Source organism: Arthrobacter sp. zg-Y179 (assembly GCF_020907345.1).
Taxonomy (GTDB): Bacteria; Actinomycetota; Actinomycetes; order Actinomycetales; family Micrococcaceae; genus Arthrobacter_B; species Arthrobacter_B jinronghuae.
Genome location: NZ_JAJJOB010000003.1, coordinates 1 through 21,490, shown reverse-complemented (window position 1 = coordinate 21,490; position 21,490 = coordinate 1). Strand labels below are relative to the sequence as shown.

Below are 21,490 nucleotides of genomic sequence, written 5' to 3'. Positions count from 1 at the left end.
CCGGGATCGACCGGTTACCGGGATGTGAGCTGCAGCACCCTAGGATGGTCTCCAGTCGAACTCGAACCGGAAGGTAGCAGTTTCATGGGGGTCTTTCTCTTATTCCTGGCAGCAGCCGCAGCCAGTTTCGCCATCGGGCGGGCGGCAGGTAAAAAAGCCGCCCGCCCCGTGGACAGCCTCGGCAGGCCGCTGCCGCCGCCGGCCCAAATTTACGAGGACGGTTACCGGGCGGGATTCAGGGATGCAGCAGTGCGCTTCCAGCAACCCGCCGCGGCACCTGCTCCTGCCGCTTCGGGCCCCGCCGCTTCGAGTCCTGCCGCGGCGCCGGGCCCTGCTGGGCCTCCTGCCGTCACGCCGGCTCCCGCTGCACCTGGTGCACGCACTGCTGCACCCGCCCCCGCTGCACCTGGTGCACGCACTGCTGCACCCGCCCCCGCTGCACCTGGTGCACGCACTGCTGCACCCGCCCCCGCTGCACCTGGTGCACGCACTGCTGCACCCGCCCCTGCTGCAGCCCCTGCACCCGCTGCTTCGTATGTCTCCTCGTACACGGTTCCCTCGTCTCAGTCCCATGCTCCATCAGCGGCTGTGCCTCCTGCCGGAGGGCCGGGCGGCCACCCGCCGGTCGCCGTCCCAGCGCCCGGTGCCCCGAACCGCATCGTTCCCGTCCTGCCTCGACCGGTCCTGCCTCGACCGGTCCCGCCTCGACCGGTCCCGCCGGTCAAGACCGAAGCGGAGCTGAAGGAAGAAAAACGACGCCGGGACCTGCGCAACATCAACATCACGCTCTACTCCGCCAGCCTCCTGCTGGTGGCTGCTGCCGCGCTGTTCATCGGGCTGGCCATCCCGGCAGAGGCCCGCTTCTTCGGAGTTGTCGCTGTCACGGCCCTGTTCTACATTTCAGGGCTGGTCATACATGCCCGGAGCGCCCGCCTTCGGCCGGCAGCCGTAGCGTTTACGGGTACTGGCCTGGCCTTGATCCCCGTGGTCGGACTAGCCCTGTTCAATTTCGTGCTTCCGGACGGGCCTGCAGCCTGGCTTGTCACCTCGGTGGTCGGAACCGCGGCGTTTGCGTACGCCGCCGCAAAGATTGAAAGCCGGGTAGTCACCTATCTTGCCCTGACGTTCCTGCTGTCCTCGGGACTGGCTTCCGGTGCGGCACTGCGCTGGGGAATCGTCTGGTACTTCCTCTTCACGGTCATTCTCGCCACCCTGATCAGCCTCGCTGCAGTTCGGCGTCCGGGCTGGCTGCACAATCTCTACGTAGATGCATTTGTCCGTTCCCACCGCTACCTGGTTCCGGCTACGGCCATCGCCTCCGTCCAAATCTCCGGCCAGCTAAGCTCGGCGCAGCTGGGGATCCTGTTCCTCGCATTCGCCCTCTACTACGCCGTAATGCTCTGGCAGGGCCCCGCCCGCCACCAGCTCGTCAACAGCTACGGGCTGCGGGCGGCCGGCACCGTGGGACTTACGTCCCTGTTCTATTCCGCTACGGACAGCACCCAGCTCACGCTGCTCGCGTTCGCGGTGCAGGTTGCGGTCCAGACAGCAGGTGTCCTGGCACGCCGCCCCATCTACGGTGCCGCGGCCCTGTTGCAGGTGGCATCCAGGAGCACCGGGCTGCCCTTGGACCGGGACGTCGACGAGCGTTCCCGCCCGGAGGCGGGAACTGTACGAACAGGGGCTTCCGATCCGCAGGCACCGGCTGCGGGACAGGGCAATAAGCCTGTGCCCGTGCCGGCACCGCCGGCACCGCCCGCCCCGCCGTCTCCCGCCCCGGTATCCGAGTCCGGGGCTTCAACGGCGGCAACCGTCAGCCTCAAGAAGAAGCCGGCGGTTGCCCCCGAAGAAGCTGCGGGTAGATTCTTCCGCGTCGATGTGGCCGCCCTGTTGGTCCTGCAGGCGTGCACCGCACTGGTAGCAGGACTCTGGTACGTGGTTCGCGAGTGGCAGTCTTCGGGAAGTTCCGTTGCCTTCGCAGGAACCGTCGTCGTAGTCCTGCTGACGTATTTCGCCGCCGCCTGGAAACTGGGCGGACGCCTTGAGTACGCCGTGCCGGTGCCGGCCGCCCTCGCCTTCGTACCTAATGCGCTGATGCCCGGCGAAGCACTGTGGCCGGGCGTCCTGGCCACCGCAGTCCTCGCTGGCTATCTGGTGATCCGTGCGGTGCGGGGCGGCGCGAAGGAACGCCTGGTATTCGTCCTCACCGCACGTGCTGCCGCCGTCCTGCTGGTGTCCTTGACCGTCCTTGCCTCCCTTGTCGAAGTGTCCGGGGTCAATGCAGGAGCCTGGGCCCTCGTCACCGCGGTGCTCGCACTGACGGCCAACCAGGCCGTTTCGGTTGTCCGCACCCGGCGCGCAAAACCCGAACGCTTCCCGGGTGCAGCCATCACCGCTGCGGCTGCTGCCGCGGTGGTCCTGACGCTGCTGCTCCGCTTCCAGGAATCGCCGGGGCTAACCCTGACCTTGGTGGGCCTGTGGACCGTTGTGGCCGGAAACGTTTTGACATCCGTTCTCCGACCCGGTGGAAGGTACCTCCTTGCTGCACCGGCCGGTTTCGTTGCTGCTGCACTTATGGGTGCAGGTGTCCTGGGCGTCAGGGGCTACGAACTGCTTGCAGCAGCTGCTCTTTGCTACTGTGCCGTCCTGGCCTGGAAGCTGGCACCCAAGACGCACCGGACCTACTACCTGGCGGCAGGACAGGCCCAACTCACTGCCCTGGCTGCCCTGATTGCTGCAGACCTCGGAGCGGGGGTGCACGGCATCTTCATTGCCATGGCGGCCTGCCTGGCTGCCCAGCACCTCCTGCGGATCCTCCTGGACCGGCAACTCCGCGGGCTCGGACTCGCCCAGGCGCTCCTCTGGACAACCGCCACCGTGCTGGCGATGCTGCCCCCGCTGTATTACCTCCTTACCTACACCGCAGCACGTTCGGAGACAGGTGTTGTCCTGCTGCTCATCGGCGTCGGTTCCGCGGTCCTCACCCAGGGCGCCTACACGCTTGGGGCGACAGGGCGGACGCGCTTCGGTGAACGCGGCGCGGCCGATACCGGTTCGCCGGTCTCCTCTACCGCAGCTTCCAGTGGAACTCCCGGCATCGCCGGACGTAAGCGTGTTACCACGGCTCCGGTTGGCGCCGCCGCTGCAGCAGGACTGGTGCTGCTGCTGGAGACCGGCGTACGGGCGGCGGAAGACAACGGAGCAGTTGCCACCATGGCCGTGCTCGCAGCGGCGCTTGGTGTCAACGTGTTTACCGCGCTGATGCTTCGCCGCAGCTGGTTGGCACTGACTGCACCCGCCGGCTTCGCAGCCGCCGCCGTCGTTGGCGCGGGGGTCCTGGGGATCAGGGGGTACGAGATCCTGGTGGTGGCAGCCCTTGCCTACTGCACGTACCTCGTTCTGGGCCGCAGCAATCCCCTCCGCGGCGCCTATCTCCTGGCCGTCCATATCCTGGCGGTTATCCTCGCCGGGCTGGTGGCGGCCGACCTGACCGGGGACGTTCACCAGGTCTTCGCTGCCGTGGCGGTCGGTATTGCTGTCGGGCAGGCGCTGCGGACCTTCTTTGCGGGGATGCTGGAGCCGCTGGGGCTTGCATCATGGGTGCGGTGGGGCGGCCTGGCTGCATCAGCAGGAGTCCCCCTGGCATATGTCGGATTGCAGGGGCCGGCAGTGCAAAGCGGCATGCTGATGTTCCTTGTTCTCTGTGCGGCTGCCGTGGCAGTGTTCAGCCAGTTGGCCGCCGTCATCCGGGTGCGGAGGGGCAGGCCGCTGAGGTTCGCTGCCGAGTTCCTCACCGCGGCCGCACTGGTGGCGCTGCTGGCTACTGCCGCATCCCGCGCAGTGGAGGGACACGGGCCCGGCTGGACCTTGGCGCTCCTCTGGCTCGCGCATGCCGCAAATGTTGCCACGTCACTGTTGCTTCCCGATCGGTATGAAGCAGCGGCGCTGGCAGGATTCGCCGCTTCGGCGGCGGTAGGTGCCGGAATACTGGGGCTGCGCGGCTACGAACTGCTGGTTCTGGCAGCACTGGCCTACTTTGCGTATCTCGCACTGAAGCGCACGGAAAGCAACCGTGGTCTCTACCTCCTCGGCGTGCAGGGCCTGGTGGTGGTCCAGACGGTGCTCGTGGCTGCCGACCTCGGCGTCGGCATGCACGGCCTGTTCATTGCCGGCGCCGCAGCACTGGCACTACAGCAACTGTTCCGCACCCTGCTGCATCGCCGACTCGAGGACATGGGATATTCCGAAACGTCGCAGTGGCTGAGCATCGCATTGCTCGCACTGCTTCCGATCTTCTACAGCTTCCTTGCCGGAACGGCAACCCAACGCGACGTCGTCTCGCTGCACCTGCTCCTGCTCCTCATCACGGCTGCGGCGGGGTTCCCTCTGCGCCGTGCGGAGCGGCACCCGAGGTCAGCCTGGGTTGTCTATCCCGCCGTGTACGCGTTGGGTGCGCTTCCGCTGGTCCTCACCAACCTGCTGCAGTTCAGCAGCCGGGGACCGCTTCCGGAACCGCTGCTCGCCGGCGGCACGGCAGGATCAGTCCTGCTCGTCCTCGCAGCGGCGGCATTGTGCGGGGAAGCGCGCAGGTCCCTCGATAAGCCCACCCGTACGGCACTGCTGGTAGCTGCCGTCGGCTATACCGCCACTGTCCTGGTGATCAGCGTGGCCATAGACAACCGGTTCCTGCTGGCTGCTGCCTTCGTCCTGGGTGCGGCAATCTTCCTGGTCGTCTCCTCTGCCCGCAGCCTTGCGTGGCTGGCCGTCGGGACGCCGATCCTGCTCACCGTGGGAATGATGGCCCTGTTCGGGGGACTCTTCGATACTGTCCTTGCCGGCAGCGGGGATATCGGCTTTGCTTCGCTTCTGCCGTTCTGGGTGACCGCGGCTGTTCTCCAGGCCCTCCGTTTCCTCACCCCACTTCGTTCAGCGGAAACCTCGCGGCCCGGTGGTGTGGAGGGAGCCATTTCGCCCTCACAGCTCCGCCGGCGCATCCTGGGCTCGGCCTCGGCCCTCATCCCGACCCTGGCAGCGATACCGGCAATGGCCCCCGACTCGTCGGCCGCAGCCGGTGCACTGACCGTGGTTGCTGCTTTGGCGTTGGCCCTGGTCGAGGTTCCCGTCCGGTTCCGCGAGCCGGCCGTGCAGGCCGCCGTACTGGTAGCTGCACTGGCGGTGCAGCGGATGGGCTGGCTCGTGTTGGGCAACGTCAGCGGATTCTGGTCCCTGCAGTATTGGGCCGCTGTCCTGGCCGGATTCGCAGCTTACGAGTTCCTTCGTAAACGCGACCAGCGGGGCACCGCCGTCCTGGCGGTTTCGGCCGTCATCCTTTCCGCCAGCGGTCTGTCCACGGTCATCTTCGGTGGAGGCGGAAAACAGCTCTGGGCGCTCGTGGCACACGCCGGGCTCCTGGCCTTCGGCCTCCTGGCGAGCAGAAGGCTGTTCACCCTGTGGGGCGCGGCCGGTGTGGCGCTGGCAGTGCTTTGGTACCTGCGCGGTTACACATTCCTGCTCCTGGCCCTGCTGGGCATCGGGCTGATCGCTTTGGCCGTCTGGCGGCTCACCCGCGTGCGGACCGAGGAGCCTGGGACTCCATCTGTTCAAACCACGCAGGGGGACGCGCCGGCCCTTACGGTGCCGGCAGGCGGGTCCACTCCGCAGGGACCGGCAAACGGGTCGGCACCGCAGGGACCGGCAAACGGGTCGGCACCGCACGGACCAGCAAACGGGTCGCCACCCCCGGCACCCCCGGCACCCCCGGCACCGCCTGCGCCGGCGTACCCGGCGCAGGGGAGTGCCCCTGCGGTGTCCGGCCCCTCGAACACCGGCAGTGCGGATGGAGCGGGAATTGTACCGGGCAGCAACGCCGGTCCCGGAACGGACGCAAACGCTCCGGGCCGCACGCAGGCCCCGGAGGAGGACCGCACGCACTGACGTCCCGATGGATTCTGGATACGTGCAGCGCAGGGGAGAGGGGTGGAGGCACGGCCCGGCCCGGCCGAGCTAGGCCGAGCCGGGCCTAGCCGGTAGCCGCTGGGTCAAGAGAGGCCAGGCAATGCCGTGCGCCGGCTGCCGTGCACCGGCAGGGAGTGCCGTGCCCTCTGACGCCGGGACAATGGCTCCGCTAGGCTCGGACCATGGAATTCCTTATCCTTCTGGTGATCGTGGCCGCAGTGGCTGCAGGTGTCGGGTGGTCCCGCAAGCGGTTCCGCCCCGAGATTGAGCGGGCCAGGCGCATCCGCCGGGCCAACCGGGACGGCGGATCCTGACTTTTAAGGTGCCGCCGGCGGTGCGTTAGACTGGTGGAAGTTAACGCGCTGCGCCTTGTGGGGTTTACCCCTCGAGCAGCGTGAACGGACTTGGGCAGCGCGGCGTCGGGACCCCGGAGGGAGACCTCCGGTGAAAGATCCCTGATTAGCCATACGTGCCTGAGTCTGGCAGACTAGAGAAGTTGTTCAAGCGCTTTTGTGCCCACACGCGCCCATGTTCCTGCGAACAGCAGGGATCAGGCAGTGGTGAGATTTCGTCCCGGTCAGGATAATGCCTGATGCAGGGTCGGATCCTTCAGGGAAAGAGCCCATATATAACCCGCCCCTATTCTTGCTCGGCGTCGTTGGTCTCAACACCGCGACACGCCCGAGCGCGGGGGTCGGAGCCTCGGCAGGGTGAGGAACCCGGAATTATCCGGATTCAGTCTGTTGGAGGGGCGCCAGGCCGTAAGGCAGTTCGGTGCAAAAACTGTACAGAGAGCATTACTCGAAGAAAGAGGCACGACGCCATGGCGGGACAAAAAATCCGCATCCGGCTGAAGTCGTATGACCACGAGGTCATTGACGTATCAGCACGGAAGATCGTTGAGACGGTCACGCGTGCAGGCGCAACGGTAGTAGGCCCTGTGCCGCTGCCCACGGAAAAGAACGTTTACGTTGTTATCCGTTCGCCGCACAAGTACAAGGACAGCCGCGAGCACTTTGAAATGCGCACGCACAAGCGCCTGATCGACATCATTGACCCCACGCCTAAGGCCGTTGACTCGCTCATGCGTCTCGACCTGCCTGCAGACGTGAACATCGAAATCAAGCTGTAGGGGGGGAGCGGATACTTATGTCTACTTCACTTACACGCCAGGTAAAGGGACTGCTGGGCACCAAGCTCGGCATGACCCAGGTTTGGGACGAGAACAACAAGCTCATCCCCGTAACCGTCGTCCAGGCTGACTCCAACGTCATCACGCAGCTGCGCAACGCGGAAAAGGACGGCTACACCGCCGTTCAGATCGGCTACGGCCAGATCGACCCGCGCAAGGTGACCAAGCCGCTGGCCGGCCACTTTGAAAAGGCCGGCGTCACGCCGCGCCGCCACGTAGTTGAACTGCGTACCGCAGATGCCGACACCTATGAGCTGGGCCAGGAACTCTCTGTTGAGATGTTCGCAGCCGGCCAGAAGGTCGACGTCACCGGAACCTCCAAGGGTAAGGGCTTTGCCGGTGTCATGAAGCGTCACGGCTTCCATGGCGTTGGTGCCTCCCACGGTGCACACAAGAACCACCGTAAGCCGGGTTCCATCGGTGGCGCATCCACCCCGGGCCGCGTCTTCAAGGGCGTTCGGATGGCGGGCCGCATGGGCGGCGTCCGTCACACCACCATGAACCTCACGGTTCACGGTGTGGACGCCGAGAAGTCGCTCCTGCTGATCAAGGGTGCCGTTCCCGGCGCCCGCGGCCAGGTCGTCCTCGTACGCACTGCCGTGAAGGGAGATTAGTCTCATGGCTAACGAAACCACTGTTGAATTCCCCGCAGAGATCTTCGACGTTCAGACGAACGTACCGCTGCTCCACCAGGTGGTAGTTGCTCAGCTTGCAGCCGCCCGCCAGGGTACGCACAAGACGAAGACGCGCGCCGAGGTAAGCGGCGCAGGCCGCAAGCCGTTCAAGCAGAAGGGCACCGGCCGGGCTCGTCAGGGCTCCATCCGTGCTCCTCACATGACCGGCGGCGGCGTAGTCCACGGACCGACGCCCCGCGATTACAGCCAGCGCACCCCCAAGAAGATGAAGGCTGCTGCACTGCGCGGCGCCCTGTCGGACCGGGCACGCAACGGCCGTATCCACGTCCTCGAATCCCTGGTTGAAGGCACCAAGCCCTCCACCAAGGACGCACTGAGCGCCCTGCGTTCGGTTTCCGACCGCAAGAACCTGCTCGTTGTTATCGAGCGCGCCAACGATGTTGCCGCACTTTCAGTGCGCAACGTTCCGGCTGTTCACGTGATCTACGTAGATCAGCTGAACACCTATGACGTGCTTGTTGCCGACGACGTGGTCTTCACCAAGGCTGCCTACGACGAGTTCGTCGGCAAGAACACAGTCAAGGAGGACGCCAAGTGAGCGCGACCACCGCTAAGGACCCGCGCGACGTAGTGCTTGCACCCGTCGTCTCGGAAAAGAGCTACGGCCTGATCGACGAAGGTAAGTACACCTTCCTGGTCGACCCCCGCTCCAACAAGACCGAGATCAAGCTGGCCGTGGAGAAAATCTTCTCCGTCAAGGTCGACTCGATCAACACCATCAACCGTGCCGGTAAGCGTAAGCGCACCAAGTTCGGATGGGGACAGCGCAAGAACACCAAGCGCGCAATTGTCACCCTCAAGGACGGCACAATCGACATCTTCGGCGGTCCGCTCAGCTAGGGCGGAGACCACTTTAACGAGGAATAAATAATGGGAATCCGTAAATACAAGCCGACTACCCCGGGCCGTCGCGGCTCGAGCGTAGCCGACTTCACCGAAATCACGCGGTCGACGCCGGAAAAGTCGTTGGTACGTCCGCTGCCCAAAAAGGGCGGCCGTAACAACACCGGTAAGATCACGACCAGGCACAAGGGTGGTGGACACAAGCGTCAGTACCGTCTGATCGACTTCCGCCGCCACGACAAGGACGGCGTCAACGCACGCGTTGCCGAGATCGAATACGATCCGAACCGTACCGCCCGCATTGCGCTGCTGCACTACGTTGATGGCACCAAGCGTTACATCATTGCTCCGAACAAGCTCAAGCAGGGCGACTTCGTAGAGGCAGGCGCCGGCGCTGATATCAAGCCCGGCAACAACCTGCCCCTGCGTAACATCCCCGTGGGTACCACCATCCACGCCGTTGAACTGCGTCCGGGCGGCGGCGCCAAGATGGCCCGCTCCGCCGGTGCATCCGTTCAGCTTGTCGCCAAGGAAGGCCGCTTCGCCCAGCTGCGTCTGCCCTCCGGCGAAATCCGCAACGTGGATGTGCGCTGCCGCGCCACCGTCGGCGAGGTCGGCAACGCCGAGCAGTCGAACATCAACTGGGGCAAGGCCGGCCGTATGCGCTGGAAGGGCGTACGCCCGACCGTCCGTGGTGTCGCCATGAACCCGGTCGATCACCCGCACGGTGGTGGTGAAGGTAAGACCTCCGGTGGACGCCACCCGGTCAACCCGAACGGTAAGCGCGAAGGCCGTACCCGCCGTCCCAATAAAGAGAGCGACAACCTCATTGTGCGTCGCCGTCGTTCCGGCAAGAACAAGCGATAGGAGCCTGGAAACATGCCACGCAGCCTGAAGAAAGGCCCCTTCGTCGACCAGCACCTGTTTCTCAAGGTAGCGGCCGAAAACGAAAAGGGCACCAAGAACGTCATCAAGACGTGGTCCCGCCGTTCGATGATCATCCCCGACATGCTCGGGCACACGATCGCCGTACACGACGGACGTAAGCACATTCCGGTGTTTGTCACCGAGTCGATGGTCGGGCACAAGCTCGGCGAATTCGCTCTGACGCGGACATTCCGCGGCCATGTGAAGGACGACCGCAAGGGCAAGCGCCGCTAGGCGCTGCTCTTTCGGCAGAAGACGAGAGAAGGAAAGCAATGGAAGCCAAGGCAATTGCGCGTCATATCCGCGTAACGCCTATGAAGGCCCGGCGCGTCGTCAACCTTGTTCGTGGCAAGCAAGCGAATGAGGCTCTGGCAATTCTGAAGTTTGCCCCCCAGGCAGCTTCGGAGCCGGTACTTAAGGTAATTCAGTCGGCTATGGCCAATGCACGTGTCCTCGCGGACCGTGACGGCGTGGCCTTCGACGAGGGTGACCTCTTCGTCAGCGAAGCATTCGTTGACGAAGGACCCACCATGAAGCGGTTCCAGCCGCGGGCCCAGGGCCGCGCCTACCGCATCAACAAGCGGACCAGCCACGTCACCGTGGTAGTCGCAACCCCTACGATCGAGGAGGAACGCTAAGTGGGACAGAAGGTAAACCCGCACGGGTTCCGACTCGGCATCACCACTGACCACGTATCGCACTGGTTTGCTGACAGCAACAAGCCGGGCCAGCGTTACAAGGACTTCGTCCGCGAGGACATCAAGATCCGTCAGCTGATGTCCACCGGCATGGACCGCGCCGGCATCGCCAAGGTTGAGATCGAGCGCACCCGTGACCGTGTCCGTGTGGATATCCACACCGCACGTCCGGGCATCGTGATCGGCCGCCGCGGCGCCGAAGCAGACCGCATCCGCGGCGAGCTCGAAAAGCTCACCGGCAAGCAGGTCCAGCTGAACATCCTCGAGGTCAAGAACCCCGAGATGGAAGCACAGCTGGTTGCCCAGGGCGTTGCAGAGCAGCTCTCTTCCCGCGTGGCTTTCCGCCGTGCGATGAAGAAGGCCATCCAGTCCGCACAGCGTGCAGGCGCCAAGGGTATCCGTATCCAGTGCTCCGGCCGTCTGGGCGGCGCTGAAATGAGCCGTTCCGAGTTCTACCGCGAAGGCCGTGTGCCCCTGCACACCCTCCGCGCGCAGATCGACTACGGTTTCTTCGAAGCCAAGACCACCTTCGGCCGCATCGGCGTCAAGGTCTGGATCTACAAGGGCGACGTTACCGCCAAGGAACTGGCTGCGCAGCAGGCTGCTGCACCGTCCCGCGGACGCTCCAACGATCGTCCGGGCCGCGGCCCGGCCGACCGCGGTGACCGTGGCGGCGACCGCCGTCGTCGTCCCGAGCGCGGCGACAAAGCCGCCGCGCCTGCTGCTGCAGAGGCTCCGGCCGCTGAGGCAGCTGCCCCCGCAGCAGAAGGAGGACAGGCTTAAATGCTTATCCCACGTCGAGTCAAGTACCGTAAGCAGCACCACCCGGGTCGCTCCGGCGCTGCAACCGGCGGCACCGCCGTCAGCTTCGGCGAGTGGGGTATCCAGGCTCTGACGCCTGCATACGTCACCAACCGCCAGATTGAAGCTGCGCGTATTGCCATGACACGCCACATCAAGCGCGGCGGTAAGGTCTGGATCAACATCTACCCGGACCGTCCGCTGACGAAGAAGCCTGCTGAAACCCGTATGGGTTCCGGTAAGGGTTCTCCGGAGTGGTGGGTTGCAAACGTCAAGCCGGGCCGGGTTCTGTTCGAACTCTCCGGTGTTTCCGAAGAGGTAGCTCGTGAGGCCCTGCGCCTGGCGATCCATAAGCTGCCGTTGAAGGCACGCATTGTGCGTCGCGAGGGTGGTGAATAGAAATGGCAGTTGGATCAAAAGAGCTGACAACTGAGCAGCTGGACGGCTTCGATAAGGACCGTCTCGTAGAAGAACTGCGCAAGGCCAAGGAGGAGCTGTTCAACCTCCGCTTCCAGTCGGCCACCGGCCAGCTGGAAAACCACGGTCGTCTGCGTGCAGTCAAGCGCGATATCGCCCGCATCTACACGGTGCTGCGTGAGCGCGAGCTGGGCATTCGTCCCGAGGTTGTCGCTCCCGTTGAGGAAGCAGCACCCGAGGCACCGAAGAAGTCAAAGAAGAAGGCTGACAAGTCTGAAGCTGAAGCCAAGGTCGCTGAGGATGATGCCAAGTGAGCGAAAACAAGAATGAGGCAGCAGTGACAACTGACGCAAACGGCGCCGATGCCCGCGGGTACCGGAAGACCGCACGCGGCTACGTGGTCTCGGACAAGATGGACAAGACCATCGTCGTCCAGGTTGAAGACCGCGTGAAGCACGCCCTTTACGGCAAGGTTATTCGCCGGACCGAGAAGCGCAAGGCCCATGACGAGCAGAACGCTGCCGGCATTGGTGACCTCGTGCTGATCGCCGAGACCCGGCCGCTGTCCGCTACCAAGCGGTGGCGCCTGGTCGAGATCCTCGAAAAGGCCAAGTAACCTAGTAGTAAGAAGTACCGGCCGGCCCGCCGGTGTGTTGTCCGCGCAAGCGGAGAACACACCGGCACCGTCCACAGCGTGAGGGCCCCGGCCGCGTTATCATCTTCGATTTCGCTTCCGGGGCCTTTTCGCGATAAACTTGAAATCTTGTCTGTGTGGTGCGGAAGTGTGTCCGGAATCCGGTCTCGAACCGGGGCTCCGATACCGCTTCCTCACCGCCGAATGAGACAAAAGCCCGATAATCTTGTTCGACGCCGCGTAAGGCGGCTGCACTGGCGTGCGGCCGGCCCGCCCGGCGTTGAGTACCAGTATTACGGGGTCCACCCATATCCGTTCCGCAAGGCTCATTTCGAGAACCGGCGCGACGACAGGAGTAATAAGTGATTCAGCAGGAGTCGCGACTGAAGGTCGCCGACAACACGGGTGCCAAGGAAATCTTGACCATCCGCGTTCTCGGTGGATCCGGCCGTCGCTACGCAGGCATTGGCGACACCATTGTTGCCACCGTCAAGGATGCAATTCCCGGCGGCAACGTCAAAAAGGGCGACGTGGTCAAGGCCGTCATCGTCCGTACCAAGAAGGAACGCCGCCGCCAGGACGGTTCCTACATCAAGTTCGATGAGAACGCTGCAGTGATCTTGAAGAATGACGGCGACCCCCGCGGTACCCGTATCTTCGGGCCCGTCGGCCGCGAACTTCGCGACAAGAAGTTCATGAAGATCATTTCGCTGGCTCCGGAGGTGCTGTAGTCCATGGCAAAAATCAAGAAGGGTGACCTCGTTCAGGTCATCACCGGTGCTAAGGCTGAGCGCGGCGGAGACCGCGGCAAGCAGGGCAAGGTTCTGAAGGTTTTCCCCGAGAGCAACCGCATCCTCGTTGAAGGCATCAACCGCGTCACCAAGCACACCAAGGTTGGCCAGTCCTCCCGCGGTTCCAAGACCGGCGGCATCGAGGTTGTTGAAGCCCCGATCCACGTTTCCAACGTCGCCATTGTCGACCCGGAGACCAAGAAGCCGACCCGCGTTGGCTTCCGCACTGAAACCGTCGAAAAAGATGGCCGTGAGCGCACTGTGCGTATCCGCGTGGCCAAGGGCTCTGGGAAGGACCTCTAATGACTGAGACTGTCACCAAGATCGTCCCCCGTCTGAAGACCCGCTACGCAGCGGAGATCAAGCAGACCCTGCAGGACGAATTCAACTACTCGAACGTCAACCAGGTTCCCCGCCTCGTCAAGGTGGTTGTGAACATGGGTGTTGGAGATGCCGCTAAGGACTCCAAGCTCATTGACGGTGCGGTACGCGACCTCACCCAGATCACGGGCCAGAAGCCCCAGGTCACCAAGGCACGCAAGTCCATCGCTCAGTTCAAGCTGCGCGAAGGCATGCCGATCGGTACGCACGTTACGCTGCGTGGCGACCGCATGTGGGAATTCGTGGACCGTTTGGTCACCCTGGCACTGCCCCGTATCCGTGACTTCCGCGGCCTGAACGGCAAGCAGTTCGACGGCAACGGCAACTACACGTTCGGTCTGACCGAGCAGTCGATGTTCCACGAAATCGATCAGGACAAGATCGACCGCGTACGCGGCATGGACATCACCGTGGTTACCACCGCAAAGACCGATGACGAGGGACGCGCGCTGCTGAAGGCGCTCGGCTTCCCGTTCAAATCCGAAGATTAATTACTACGTAACAGGTCCGACGGAGATCCGTGAGGCGACGCCGCACGGGGATCCTGCAGGAAACCGTTACGAGGGAGGGCAAGAGCCCAAATGACAATGACAGATCCTGTCGCAGATATGCTCACGCGTCTGCGCAATGCAAACTCGGCATACCACGATTCCGTGTCCATGCCTTACAGCAAGCTCAAGGCGCGCGTTGCTGACATCCTGAAGGCCGAGGGCTACATCGCCGGCTGGAAGGAAGAAGAGGCCGAGGTCGGCAAGAAGCTGACCCTGGATCTCAAGTTCGGTCCGAACCGCGAGCGTTCCATCGCCGGCGTTCGCCGTATCTCCAAGCCCGGTCTGCGCGTTTACGCGAAGTCCACCAACCTGCCGCACGTGCTGGGTGGTCTGGGTATCGCAATCCTGTCGACGTCGTCAGGTCTTCTGACCGACCGCCAGGCCGCCAAGAAGGGTGTAGGTGGGGAAGTCCTCGCCTACGTCTGGTAGCAGGGAAGGGAAAGAAAAATGTCACGTATTGGACGTCTGCCCATCCCGGTTCCTGCCGGAGTAGATATCGCCATCAACGGCAACGTTGTATCCGTCAAGGGCGCCAAGGGCGAGCTGAGCCACACTGTGCCCAGCCCGATCACGGCAACGCTTGAAGACGGCACCATCACCGTTACCCGCCCGAACGACGAGCGTGAATCCCGCTCCCTCCACGGCCTGACCCGCACGCTGATCGCCAACATGATCACCGGCGTGACCGAGGGCTACAAGAAGGATCTGGAAATCGTTGGTACCGGTTACCGCGTTGTCGCGAAGGGTGCGGACCTCGAGTTCGCCCTGGGCTACAGCCACCCGGTCCCCGTCGCGGCCCCCGAAGGCATCACGCTTACCGTGGTCGCCCCGACGAAGGTCACCGTGTCCGGTATCGACAAGCAGCAGGTGGGCGAGGTTTCCGCCAACATCCGCAAGCTGCGTAAGCCCGACCCGTACAAGGGCAAGGGTATTCGTTACGCCGGCGAGATTGTCCGCCGCAAGGTCGGAAAGGCTGGTAAGTAACCATGGCCATCAGCATTAATAAGAAGCGAAACAGCAAGAGCAAGTCTGCCCTGCGCAGCCGTCGCCAGCTGCGTATCCGCAAGCGGATTTCCGGAACCGCGGTTCGTCCGCGCCTCGTGGTCAACCGCTCTGCCCGCCACATCTTCGTCCAGGTTGTCGATGACACCCGCGGCGTAACCGTGGCTTCCGCCTCCACCATGGAAGCGGATCTGCGTGCACTGGACGGCGACAAGACCGCCAAGGCCAAGCGCGTCGGCGAACTCGTTGCTGAGCGGTCCAAGGCCGCCGGCATCGAAGCCGTTGTCTTTGACCGCGGTGGTAACCGCTACCACGGCCGTATTGCCGCAGTTGCAGACGGCGCACGCGAAGGTGGGCTGGCACTGTGACCGAGGTAAACAAGGAAAAGGAAAATCAGGTGACTGAAGCTACAGCTGCTGAGGCAACTGAGACCAAGGAAGCCGCAGCCACCGGTACCGACGACCGCCGCGGCGGACGTCGCGGCGAGCAGCGCGGCTCCGACCGTGGAGGCCGCGGCGAACGCGGTGGCCGCGGTGGCCGCGACGGCGGACGCAACGATGAGAAGGACAAGTTCATTGAACGCGTCGTGACCATCAACCGCGTTGCCAAGGTGGTCAAGGGTGGTCGTCGCTTCAGCTTCACCGCCCTCGTTGTTGTCGGTGACGGCAACGGCATGGTCGGCGTTGGCTACGGCAAGGCAAAGGAAGTTCCCTCCGCTATCGCAAAGGCCGTTGAAGAAGCCAAGAAGACCTTCTTCCGCGTCCCGCGCATCGGTGGAACCATCCCGCACCTCGTCCAGGGTGAAGCTGCTGCAGGCGTAGTCCTGCTGCGTCCGGCTTCCCCCGGTACCGGTGTTATCGCCGGTGGTCCGGTCCGCGCCATTCTCGAATGCGCCGGTATCCATGACGTCCTGTCCAAGTCGCTCGGGTCCTCCAACGCCATCAACATCGTGCACGCCACGGTTGATGCGCTGAAGCGCCTCGAAGAGCCCCAGGCAGTGGCAGCACGCCGCGGCCTTCCGCTCGACCAGGTCGTTCCCTACGCGATGCTCCGCAACATGCAGAAGGCAGGTGCCTGATGTCGACTCCGAAGAACGTCGTCGTTAGCACGGCTCGACTGGAAATCACTCAGATCAAGTCCACCATCGGTGGTAAGCAGAATCAGCGCGACACGCTGCGTTCACTGGGCCTGAAGCACATCGGCGACTCCGTCGTCCGTACTGCTGATGCAGTGACCGTTGGCATGATCAACACGGTTCCGCACCTCGTGAAGGTTGAGGAGGCGAAGTAACATGCCCGAAGAAAACAGAACTCTGAAGGTCCATCACCTGCGTCCGGCACCCGGTGCCAAGACGGCCAAGACCCGCGTAGGCCGCGGTGAAGGTTCCAAGGGTAAGACGGCAGGCCGCGGTACCAAGGGTACGGCTGCTCGCTACCAGATCAAGGCAGGCTTCGCAGGCGGGCAGCTTCCGCTGCACATGCGTCTGCCGAAGCTGCGCGGCTTCAAGAACCCGTTCCGGGTCGAGTTCCAGGTTGTAAACCTGGACAAGATCTCGGAGCTGTTCCCCGAAGGCGGCGCCGTGGACATCGAAGCACTGGTTGCCAAGGGTGCGGTTCGCAAGAACCAGCCCGTGAAGGTACTCGGCTCCGGCGACATCACCGTCAAGGTTGATGTCTCGGCCAACGCCTTCTCCGCCAGCGCTGCAGAAAAGATCGCCGCAGCCGGCGGATCCACCACCACGGTCTAAGACCTCGTGGCGGGTCTGTTGCCCTCCCCGTCCGGACGCATTGCGTATACCGGCGGGGGAGGGGCGCACGATCCAACGTTTCACCACTGAACTCCTGGCGGACCCTATCCGGTCCGCCGGGAGTTCAGTTCCGTTTAAGGCAACTACCGCGTCCCGTACGGCGTTAACGCAGTACGGGCCGTGAGCGGCTAGACTCTGTTTCTGTCACAAGTCCGGATCGGACTTTCCAAACTTCAGGAGGACGCTTGCTTAGCGCTATTGGCCGGGCTTTCCGGACACCAGACCTGCGACGCAAGCTGTTGTTTACGCTGGGAATCATCACTATCTTCCGCATGGGTGCTTTTATCCCGGCCCCGGGTGTTGACTACGGCAATGTGCAGCAGTGCTTGAATCTGGGTGCCACCTCGGGTGGTATTTACCAGTTCGTCAATCTTTTCAGCGGCGGTGCGCTGCTGCAGGTCTCCATCTTTGCCCTCGGCATCATGCCCTACATCACCGCCAGCATCATTGTTCAGCTGCTGCGCGTTGTGATCCCGCACTTCCAGGCCCTCTATGAGGAGGGTCAGCAGGGCCAGTCGAAGCTGACCCAGTACACCCGGTACCTCACCATCGCGCTGGGCCTGCTCAACGCGACGACGGTCGTCTCCCTGGCCCGTTCGGGCGCGCTCTTCAACAACCAGTGCGCCCTGCCGATCATCCCGGATGACAACATGGTCACCGTCCTGCTGCTCATCGTTACGCTGACCGCCGGTACCGGCGTCATCATGTGGATGGGCGAGCTCGTCACGGAAAAGGGTGTGGGCAACGGTATGTCGCTGCTCATCTTCACCTCCATCGCGGCGTCCTTCCCCAGCGCCCTTGGCGCCATCCTCAGTGCGCAGGGCTGGACCATCTTCCTGGCCGTCATCGCCGTGGGCGTCCTGACGGTGGCCCTGGTCATTTTCGTGGAGCAGTCGCAGCGCCGCATTCCGGTGCAGTACGCCAAGCGCATGGTCGGCCGGCGGACGGTCGGCGGCACCAACACCTACATCCCGATCAAGGTGAACATGGCCGGCGTGATCCCCGTGATCTTCGCGTCCTCCATGCTTTACCTGCCCAGCCTGCTGGCGCAGTTCAATACACCTGCGCAGGGCACGCCGCCGGGATGGGTGGTCTGGATCAACAACTACCTCGTCAGCGGCGACCACCCGCTGTACATGCTGGTGTACTTCCTGCTGATTGTCTTCTTCACCTACTTCTACGTCTCCATCACGTTCAACCCGGACGAAGTTTCGGAGAACATGAAGAAGTACGGCGGCTTCATTCCCGGCATCCGGGCCGGCCGCCCCACCGCCGAATACCTGCAGTACGTGCTCTCCCGGATCACGCTGCCCGGCGCCCTTTACCTGGGCTTTGTTGCCCTGATCCCGCTGATTGCTCTGGTGTTGGTTGGAGCTAACCAGAACTTCCCGTTCGGCGGAACGTCAATCCTCATCATGGTTGGTGTGGGACTGGAAACGGTTAAGCAAATTGACGCGCAGCTCCAGCAACGTCACTACGAAGGGTTATTGCGATGACAAGAATGCTCATTATCGGGCCTCCCGGCGCCGGTAAAGGAACTCAGGCCGCTCGGATTTCGGACCGGCTCGGTGTCACGGCAATATCAACGGGCGACATTTTCCGCTCGAACGTGAAAGAGGAGACGCCCCTGGGCGTGGAGGCGAAGAAGTACATCGACGCCGGCAACTTCGTTCCGGATACCGTCACCAACGCCATGGTCCGCAGCCGGCTGGCTGACGGCGACGTCGAATCGGGCTTCCTGCTGGACGGCTACCCGCGCACAGTGGCGCAGGTGGAGGAACTCGACGACATCCTGGCCGGCAACGGCCAGAAGCTCGACGCGGTGCTCCTGCTGACCGCCGACGACGACGAACTCGTCGCCCGCCTGCTCCGGCGCGCGGAGCTCGAGGGCCGCAGCGACGACACCGAAGACGTCATCCGGCACCGCCTGGACCTCTACACGCAGCAGACGGCCGACGTCGTCGCCCGCTACGAGGACCGCGGAATCGTCACCCGGGTGGATGGCCTCGGCGGCATCGACGAAGTTACCGAGCGCGTTATGGAAGCACTGAAGGACCTGCGCTAAGAAAGACCGGCGCAAAAAGTTATCCGCTAGGAAGTTAGAAGACACATGTTCGGCCAGCCTCGAATCGAATACAAAACCAACGAGCAGATGCGCATCATGCGCGAAGCCGGCCTTGTTCTGATCTCAGCGCTCGACGCGGCGGTCAAGGCCGCCGACGTCGGCGTCAGTACACGCGAAATCGATGCAGTTTTTGCGCGGGTGCTCAAAGAAGCGGGAGCTACCTCCAACTTCCTGGGGTACTACGACTACCCGGCCACGGTCTGCACGTCAGTGAATGAAGAAGTTGTCCACGGCATTCCGGGGGACCGGGTGCTGCAGGACGGCGACATCATTTCCATTGACGGCGGTGCAGTGGTGAACGGCTGGCACTCTGACTCCGCGCGTACCGTGATCGTGGGTACGCCGGATCCGGAGGACCAGCGGCTGTCGGACGTCACCGAGAATGCCATGTGGCACGGCATTGCCGCTGCCGCGAAGGGCAAGTTCGTGGGCGATATCGGCGACGCCGTGGATGACTACGTCAACAGCGTCCCGGGTAAGAAACTGGGAATCCTCGAGGACTATGTGGGCCACGGCATCGGCACTGAGATGCACCAGGCACCTGACGTCCTTAACTACCGCACGGGACACCGGGGGCCGAAGCTTCGGCCGGGCCTGTGCCTGGCCATCGAGCCGATGCTGGTGCGCGGCAAGATCCTCACCCGCACGCTCGATGATGACTGGACAGTTGTCACCGAAGACGGCAGCCGTTCCAGCCAGTGGGAGCACTCCGTCGCGATCCATGAAAAGGGGATCTGGGTGCTCACGGCGCCCGACGGCGGCGCCTCACGGCTGGAACCGCTGGGCGTCACCCCGGTTCCGATTCCCTAGGGAATCCTTCGCATGTACCAAACCAGCAGGCCCCGTTCCCTTCCGGAACGGGGCCTGCCGGCGTTGGGGGAGCGGAAACAGGCGGACCAAAGTGACGTGCCGCGAACTGGACAGCGGGAGCGATTTAACTTATGGGGGGTCTTCCCGTAGAGTTATCTGTTGGTTGTCTCTACATTCGTGCCCGGATTGACCGCTTTCGATGCCATGTGCGCCGATGCGGCCGGCTGGGCCGGGGTGACGGCCACATTCGAAAAACCGTTGCCGGCTTCTAGCCGGTGACACAGACGTTAGCGGAGGATATGGCCAAGAAAGACGGCGTCATTGAGATCGAGGGCTCGGTAAACGAAGCCCTGCCCAACGCGATGTTCCGCGTTGAGCTGGCCAACGGCCACATTGTGCTCGCACACATCTCGGGAAAGATGCGTCAACACTACATTCGCATCCTCCCTGGAGACCGCGTTGTGGTGGAACTTAGCCCGTACGACCTCACCCGGGGTCGCATCGTCTACCGCTACAAATAAACCGCTGCAAAGACGGACAGCGGACCGCATTGCCGGTTCACTGACCGTTCAAGCTCAACCCTGCAACCACGCAAAGGAAAACCATGAAGGTCCAGCCGAGCGTCAAGCAGATCTGCGATAAGTGCAAGGTGATTCGCCGTAACGGTCGAGTCATGGTGATCTGCGAGAACCCGCGCCACAAGCAGCGTCAGGGCTAATCAGCTTCTCTAGCTCCGGGGTCCGCAAGGACAACGGTAAGAGGGCCCCTGATTTCAGGGATCAGCCCACGCGTAGTTAATTCAATATGGCAGTGCAGCGTCTATACGCGTGACGCATACCCCCGGTACGGAGGCCGGGGACCTGGCAACAGGGACGCACTGCTTCAGACCTCCGGTAATAACCAAAGGAGAACCGCCGATATGGCACGTCTCGCTGGCGTTGACATTCCCCGCGAAAAGCGGGTAGTGATTGCGCTTACCTACATCTACGGCGTGGGCAAGACCCGTGCAGAGCAGACCCTTGTAGAGACCGGCATCAGCCCGGAAACTCGCGTCAAGGACCTCACCGACGCTGAACTCGTTCAGCTGCGTGACTACATCGAGGGCAACTTCAAGGTTGAGGGTGACCTCCGCCGTGAGGTGGCCGCCGACATCCGCCGCAAGGTTGAAATCGGCAGCTACCAGGGCATCCGGCACCGCCGCGGCATGCCCGTCCACGGTCAGCGCACGAAGACCAACGCTCGTACCCGCAAGGGCCCGAAGCGCACCGTTGCCGGTAAGAAGAAGGCCGGCCGCTAAATAAGCGGTCTTTCGGCCACGGCCCGAATCCGGGCCACCTAAACCAAACTCTTTGTAGGAGAAGTAATGCCCCCCAAGACTCGTGGAGCGGTCCGCAAACCGCGTCGCAAGGATAAGAAGAATATCGCGCTCGGCCAGGCGCATATCAAGAGCACCTTCAACAACACCATCGTGTCCATCACGGACCCGTCCGGTGCTGTTATCTCATGGGCTTCCGCCGGTGAGGTTGGCTTCAAGGGCTCGCGTAAGTCCACCCCGTTCGCTGCTCAGATGGCTGCTGAAGCTGCCGCAAAGCGCGCACAGGAGCACGGCGTCCGCAAGGTCGACGTCTTCGTGAAGGGCCCGGGCTCCGGTCGCGAGACCGCCATCCGTTCGCTGCAGGCCACCGGCCTGGAGGTTGGCTCCATTCAGGATGTCACCCCGAGCGCACACAACGGTTGCCGTCCCCCGAAGCGCCGCCGCGTATAAGCAGCACTGCGGTTCCGGTTTCCCCGGCGGGCAGCCCACTTTCCAAAGTGGGGGGCCCCCCCGGGGGGGCCCGGGCCGGGCTGGGGGTTTGCCGGC

The 21,490-nt window shown here is 63.4% G+C and carries 29 protein-coding genes; all 29 read left to right on the top strand.

Translation table 11 applies throughout. The features are described from left to right. Window positions 1-588: 588 nt before the first annotated feature. Entirely contained in the window at window positions 589-5,934 is a 5,346-nt protein-coding gene (locus LOC56_RS02000) for a hypothetical protein (protein ID WP_229950028.1), read from the top strand. Window positions 5,935-6,137: 203 nt separating this feature from the next. Beyond that, window positions 6,138-6,269 (top strand): hypothetical protein, encoded by a 132-nt coding sequence (locus tag LOC56_RS16155; RefSeq protein WP_269437926.1) that lies wholly within the window; start codon window positions 6,138-6,140, stop codon window positions 6,267-6,269. A gap of 509 nt (window positions 6,270-6,778) precedes the next feature. Next, complete coding sequence (gene rpsJ / locus LOC56_RS01995) at window positions 6,779-7,087, top strand: 30S ribosomal protein S10 (RefSeq protein WP_146361073.1); 309 nt, start codon at window positions 6,779-6,781, stop codon at window positions 7,085-7,087. Between the two features lie 17 nt (window positions 7,088-7,104). Continuing rightward, window positions 7,105-7,761 (top strand): 50S ribosomal protein L3, encoded by a 657-nt coding sequence (gene rplC, locus LOC56_RS01990; RefSeq protein ID WP_229947286.1) that lies wholly within the window; start codon window positions 7,105-7,107, stop codon window positions 7,759-7,761. Window positions 7,762-7,765: 4 nt separating this feature from the next. Beyond that, a complete protein-coding gene (rplD, locus tag LOC56_RS01985) occupies window positions 7,766-8,380 on the top strand; it encodes a 50S ribosomal protein L4 (protein WP_227918737.1) in 615 nt (204 codons plus the stop codon). Further along, window positions 8,377-8,682 (top strand): 50S ribosomal protein L23, encoded by a 306-nt coding sequence (rplW, locus tag LOC56_RS01980; RefSeq protein ID WP_104052736.1) that lies wholly within the window; start codon window positions 8,377-8,379, stop codon window positions 8,680-8,682. The genes rplD and rplW overlap by 4 nt, the downstream gene beginning before the upstream one ends. Window positions 8,683-8,712: 30 nt before the next feature. Next, on the top strand, window positions 8,713-9,552 hold the full coding sequence (rplB, locus tag LOC56_RS01975) for a 50S ribosomal protein L2 (RefSeq protein WP_229947290.1): 840 nt from the start codon (window positions 8,713-8,715) through the stop codon (window positions 9,550-9,552). Between the two features lie 12 nt (window positions 9,553-9,564). After that, window positions 9,565-9,846, top strand: coding sequence for a 30S ribosomal protein S19 (gene rpsS, locus LOC56_RS01970; protein ID WP_104052734.1), 282 nt, complete (start codon window positions 9,565-9,567; stop codon window positions 9,844-9,846). 38 nt (window positions 9,847-9,884) lie between these two features. Continuing rightward, window positions 9,885-10,250 (top strand): 50S ribosomal protein L22, encoded by a 366-nt coding sequence (gene rplV / locus LOC56_RS01965; RefSeq protein WP_227918735.1) that lies wholly within the window; start codon window positions 9,885-9,887, stop codon window positions 10,248-10,250. Continuing rightward, a complete protein-coding gene (gene rpsC / locus LOC56_RS01960; RefSeq protein WP_227918732.1) occupies window positions 10,251-11,093 on the top strand; it encodes a 30S ribosomal protein S3 in 843 nt (280 codons plus the stop codon). It begins immediately after the preceding gene. After that, window positions 11,094-11,510 (top strand): 50S ribosomal protein L16, encoded by a 417-nt coding sequence (gene rplP / locus LOC56_RS01955; protein ID WP_055239353.1) that lies wholly within the window; start codon window positions 11,094-11,096, stop codon window positions 11,508-11,510. Window positions 11,511-11,512: 2 nt separating this feature from the next. After that, window positions 11,513-11,842, top strand: a complete 330-nt coding sequence (rpmC, locus tag LOC56_RS16150; protein ID WP_146361098.1) for a 50S ribosomal protein L29 — start codon at window positions 11,513-11,515, stop codon at window positions 11,840-11,842. Beyond that, window positions 11,839-12,144 (top strand): 30S ribosomal protein S17, encoded by a 306-nt coding sequence (gene rpsQ / locus LOC56_RS01945; protein ID WP_279326965.1) that lies wholly within the window; start codon window positions 11,839-11,841, stop codon window positions 12,142-12,144. The genes rpmC and rpsQ overlap by 4 nt, the downstream gene beginning before the upstream one ends. Window positions 12,145-12,524: 380 nt before the next feature. Beyond that, entirely contained in the window at window positions 12,525-12,893 is a 369-nt protein-coding gene (gene rplN / locus LOC56_RS01940; protein ID WP_055239356.1) for a 50S ribosomal protein L14, read from the top strand. Between the two features lie 3 nt (window positions 12,894-12,896). Beyond that, window positions 12,897-13,256 carry a 50S ribosomal protein L24 gene (gene rplX, locus LOC56_RS01935; protein WP_227918730.1) on the top strand — a complete coding sequence of 120 codons (360 nt, stop codon included), beginning with the start codon at window positions 12,897-12,899 and terminating at the stop codon, window positions 13,254-13,256. Next, the gene (gene rplE, locus LOC56_RS01930; protein ID WP_227918727.1) at window positions 13,256-13,825 is read left to right on the top strand and encodes a 50S ribosomal protein L5; all 570 of its coding nucleotides are present in this window, start codon (window positions 13,256-13,258) and stop codon (window positions 13,823-13,825) included. The genes rplX and rplE overlap by 1 nt, the downstream gene beginning before the upstream one ends. A 90-nt stretch (window positions 13,826-13,915) precedes the next feature. Next, window positions 13,916-14,314: a 30S ribosomal protein S8 gene (rpsH, locus tag LOC56_RS01925; RefSeq protein ID WP_146361106.1), complete on the top strand. Its 399-nt coding sequence runs from the start codon at window positions 13,916-13,918 to the stop codon at window positions 14,312-14,314. An 18-nt stretch (window positions 14,315-14,332) separates the two neighbouring features. Beyond that, window positions 14,333-14,869 (top strand): 50S ribosomal protein L6, encoded by a 537-nt coding sequence (rplF, locus tag LOC56_RS01920; RefSeq protein WP_227918724.1) that lies wholly within the window; start codon window positions 14,333-14,335, stop codon window positions 14,867-14,869. Between the two features lie 2 nt (window positions 14,870-14,871). Further along, complete coding sequence (gene rplR / locus LOC56_RS01915; RefSeq protein ID WP_229949992.1) at window positions 14,872-15,255, top strand: 50S ribosomal protein L18; 384 nt, start codon at window positions 14,872-14,874, stop codon at window positions 15,253-15,255. A 29-nt stretch (window positions 15,256-15,284) separates the two neighbouring features. Continuing rightward, complete coding sequence (gene rpsE, locus LOC56_RS01910) at window positions 15,285-15,965, top strand: 30S ribosomal protein S5 (RefSeq protein WP_227918719.1); 681 nt, start codon at window positions 15,285-15,287, stop codon at window positions 15,963-15,965. After that, the gene (rpmD, locus tag LOC56_RS01905; protein WP_227918717.1) at window positions 15,965-16,177 is read left to right on the top strand and encodes a 50S ribosomal protein L30; all 213 of its coding nucleotides are present in this window, start codon (window positions 15,965-15,967) and stop codon (window positions 16,175-16,177) included. The genes rpsE and rpmD overlap by 1 nt, the downstream gene beginning before the upstream one ends. A gap of 1 nt (window position 16,178) precedes the next feature. After that, window positions 16,179-16,634 carry a 50S ribosomal protein L15 gene (gene rplO, locus LOC56_RS01900; protein WP_229949990.1) on the top strand — a complete coding sequence of 152 codons (456 nt, stop codon included), beginning with the start codon at window positions 16,179-16,181 and terminating at the stop codon, window positions 16,632-16,634. Between the two features lie 245 nt (window positions 16,635-16,879). Then, on the top strand, window positions 16,880-18,190 hold the full coding sequence (secY, locus tag LOC56_RS01895; protein WP_229949988.1) for a preprotein translocase subunit SecY: 1,311 nt from the start codon (window positions 16,880-16,882) through the stop codon (window positions 18,188-18,190). Beyond that, on the top strand, window positions 18,187-18,759 hold the full coding sequence (locus LOC56_RS01890; protein ID WP_229949987.1) for an adenylate kinase: 573 nt from the start codon (window positions 18,187-18,189) through the stop codon (window positions 18,757-18,759). The genes secY and LOC56_RS01890 overlap by 4 nt, the downstream gene beginning before the upstream one ends. Window positions 18,760-18,804: 45 nt before the next feature. Then, on the top strand, window positions 18,805-19,629 hold the full coding sequence (gene map / locus LOC56_RS01885; RefSeq protein WP_229949985.1) for a type I methionyl aminopeptidase: 825 nt from the start codon (window positions 18,805-18,807) through the stop codon (window positions 19,627-19,629). A 299-nt stretch (window positions 19,630-19,928) separates the two neighbouring features. Further along, entirely contained in the window at window positions 19,929-20,150 is a 222-nt protein-coding gene (infA, locus tag LOC56_RS01880) for a translation initiation factor IF-1 (RefSeq protein ID WP_055239372.1), read from the top strand. Between the two features lie 83 nt (window positions 20,151-20,233). Next, the gene (rpmJ, locus tag LOC56_RS01875) at window positions 20,234-20,347 is read left to right on the top strand and encodes a 50S ribosomal protein L36 (RefSeq protein WP_012397712.1); all 114 of its coding nucleotides are present in this window, start codon (window positions 20,234-20,236) and stop codon (window positions 20,345-20,347) included. Between the two features lie 201 nt (window positions 20,348-20,548). Next, window positions 20,549-20,926 carry a 30S ribosomal protein S13 gene (gene rpsM, locus LOC56_RS01870; protein WP_227903828.1) on the top strand — a complete coding sequence of 126 codons (378 nt, stop codon included), beginning with the start codon at window positions 20,549-20,551 and terminating at the stop codon, window positions 20,924-20,926. A gap of 66 nt (window positions 20,927-20,992) precedes the next feature. Next, entirely contained in the window at window positions 20,993-21,394 is a 402-nt protein-coding gene (rpsK, locus tag LOC56_RS01865; RefSeq protein WP_049829160.1) for a 30S ribosomal protein S11, read from the top strand. Window positions 21,395-21,490 lie beyond the last annotated feature (96 nt).

Excerpts from the sequence above, each read along its gene's own strand:
- rpsM (WP_227903828.1), top strand. The coding sequence starts at position 20,549 with ATGGCACGTCTCGCTGGCGTTGACATTCCCCGCGAAAAGCGGGTAGTG.
- rpmJ (WP_012397712.1), top strand. The coding sequence starts at position 20,234 with ATGAAGGTCCAGCCGAGCGTCAAGCAGATCTGCGATAAGTGCAAGGTG.
- rpmC (WP_146361098.1), top strand. The coding sequence starts at position 11,513 with ATGGCAGTTGGATCAAAAGAGCTGACAACTGAGCAGCTGGACGGCTTC.
- rpmD (WP_227918717.1), top strand. The coding sequence starts at position 15,965 with ATGTCGACTCCGAAGAACGTCGTCGTTAGCACGGCTCGACTGGAAATC.
- rplE (WP_227918727.1), top strand. The coding sequence starts at position 13,256 with ATGACTGAGACTGTCACCAAGATCGTCCCCCGTCTGAAGACCCGCTAC.
- rplC (WP_229947286.1), top strand. The coding sequence starts at position 7,105 with ATGTCTACTTCACTTACACGCCAGGTAAAGGGACTGCTGGGCACCAAG.
- rplO (WP_229949990.1), top strand. The coding sequence starts at position 16,179 with ATGCCCGAAGAAAACAGAACTCTGAAGGTCCATCACCTGCGTCCGGCA.
- rplR (WP_229949992.1), top strand. The coding sequence starts at position 14,872 with ATGGCCATCAGCATTAATAAGAAGCGAAACAGCAAGAGCAAGTCTGCC.
- LOC56_RS16155 (WP_269437926.1), top strand. The coding sequence starts at position 6,138 with ATGGAATTCCTTATCCTTCTGGTGATCGTGGCCGCAGTGGCTGCAGGT.
- rplD (WP_227918737.1), top strand. The coding sequence starts at position 7,766 with ATGGCTAACGAAACCACTGTTGAATTCCCCGCAGAGATCTTCGACGTT.
- map (WP_229949985.1), top strand. The coding sequence starts at position 18,805 with ATGTTCGGCCAGCCTCGAATCGAATACAAAACCAACGAGCAGATGCGC.
- rplB (WP_229947290.1), top strand. The coding sequence starts at position 8,713 with ATGGGAATCCGTAAATACAAGCCGACTACCCCGGGCCGTCGCGGCTCG.
- LOC56_RS01890 (WP_229949987.1), top strand. The coding sequence starts at position 18,187 with ATGACAAGAATGCTCATTATCGGGCCTCCCGGCGCCGGTAAAGGAACT.
- rplF (WP_227918724.1), top strand. The coding sequence starts at position 14,333 with ATGTCACGTATTGGACGTCTGCCCATCCCGGTTCCTGCCGGAGTAGAT.
- rpsS (WP_104052734.1), top strand. The coding sequence starts at position 9,565 with ATGCCACGCAGCCTGAAGAAAGGCCCCTTCGTCGACCAGCACCTGTTT.
- rpsH (WP_146361106.1), top strand. The coding sequence starts at position 13,916 with ATGACAATGACAGATCCTGTCGCAGATATGCTCACGCGTCTGCGCAAT.
- rplP (WP_055239353.1), top strand. The coding sequence starts at position 11,094 with ATGCTTATCCCACGTCGAGTCAAGTACCGTAAGCAGCACCACCCGGGT.
- rpsJ (WP_146361073.1), top strand. The coding sequence starts at position 6,779 with ATGGCGGGACAAAAAATCCGCATCCGGCTGAAGTCGTATGACCACGAG.
- rplV (WP_227918735.1), top strand. The coding sequence starts at position 9,885 with ATGGAAGCCAAGGCAATTGCGCGTCATATCCGCGTAACGCCTATGAAG.
- rplX (WP_227918730.1), top strand. The coding sequence starts at position 12,897 with ATGGCAAAAATCAAGAAGGGTGACCTCGTTCAGGTCATCACCGGTGCT.
- rpsK (WP_049829160.1), top strand. The coding sequence starts at position 20,993 with ATGCCCCCCAAGACTCGTGGAGCGGTCCGCAAACCGCGTCGCAAGGAT.
- infA (WP_055239372.1), top strand. The coding sequence starts at position 19,929 with ATGGCCAAGAAAGACGGCGTCATTGAGATCGAGGGCTCGGTAAACGAA.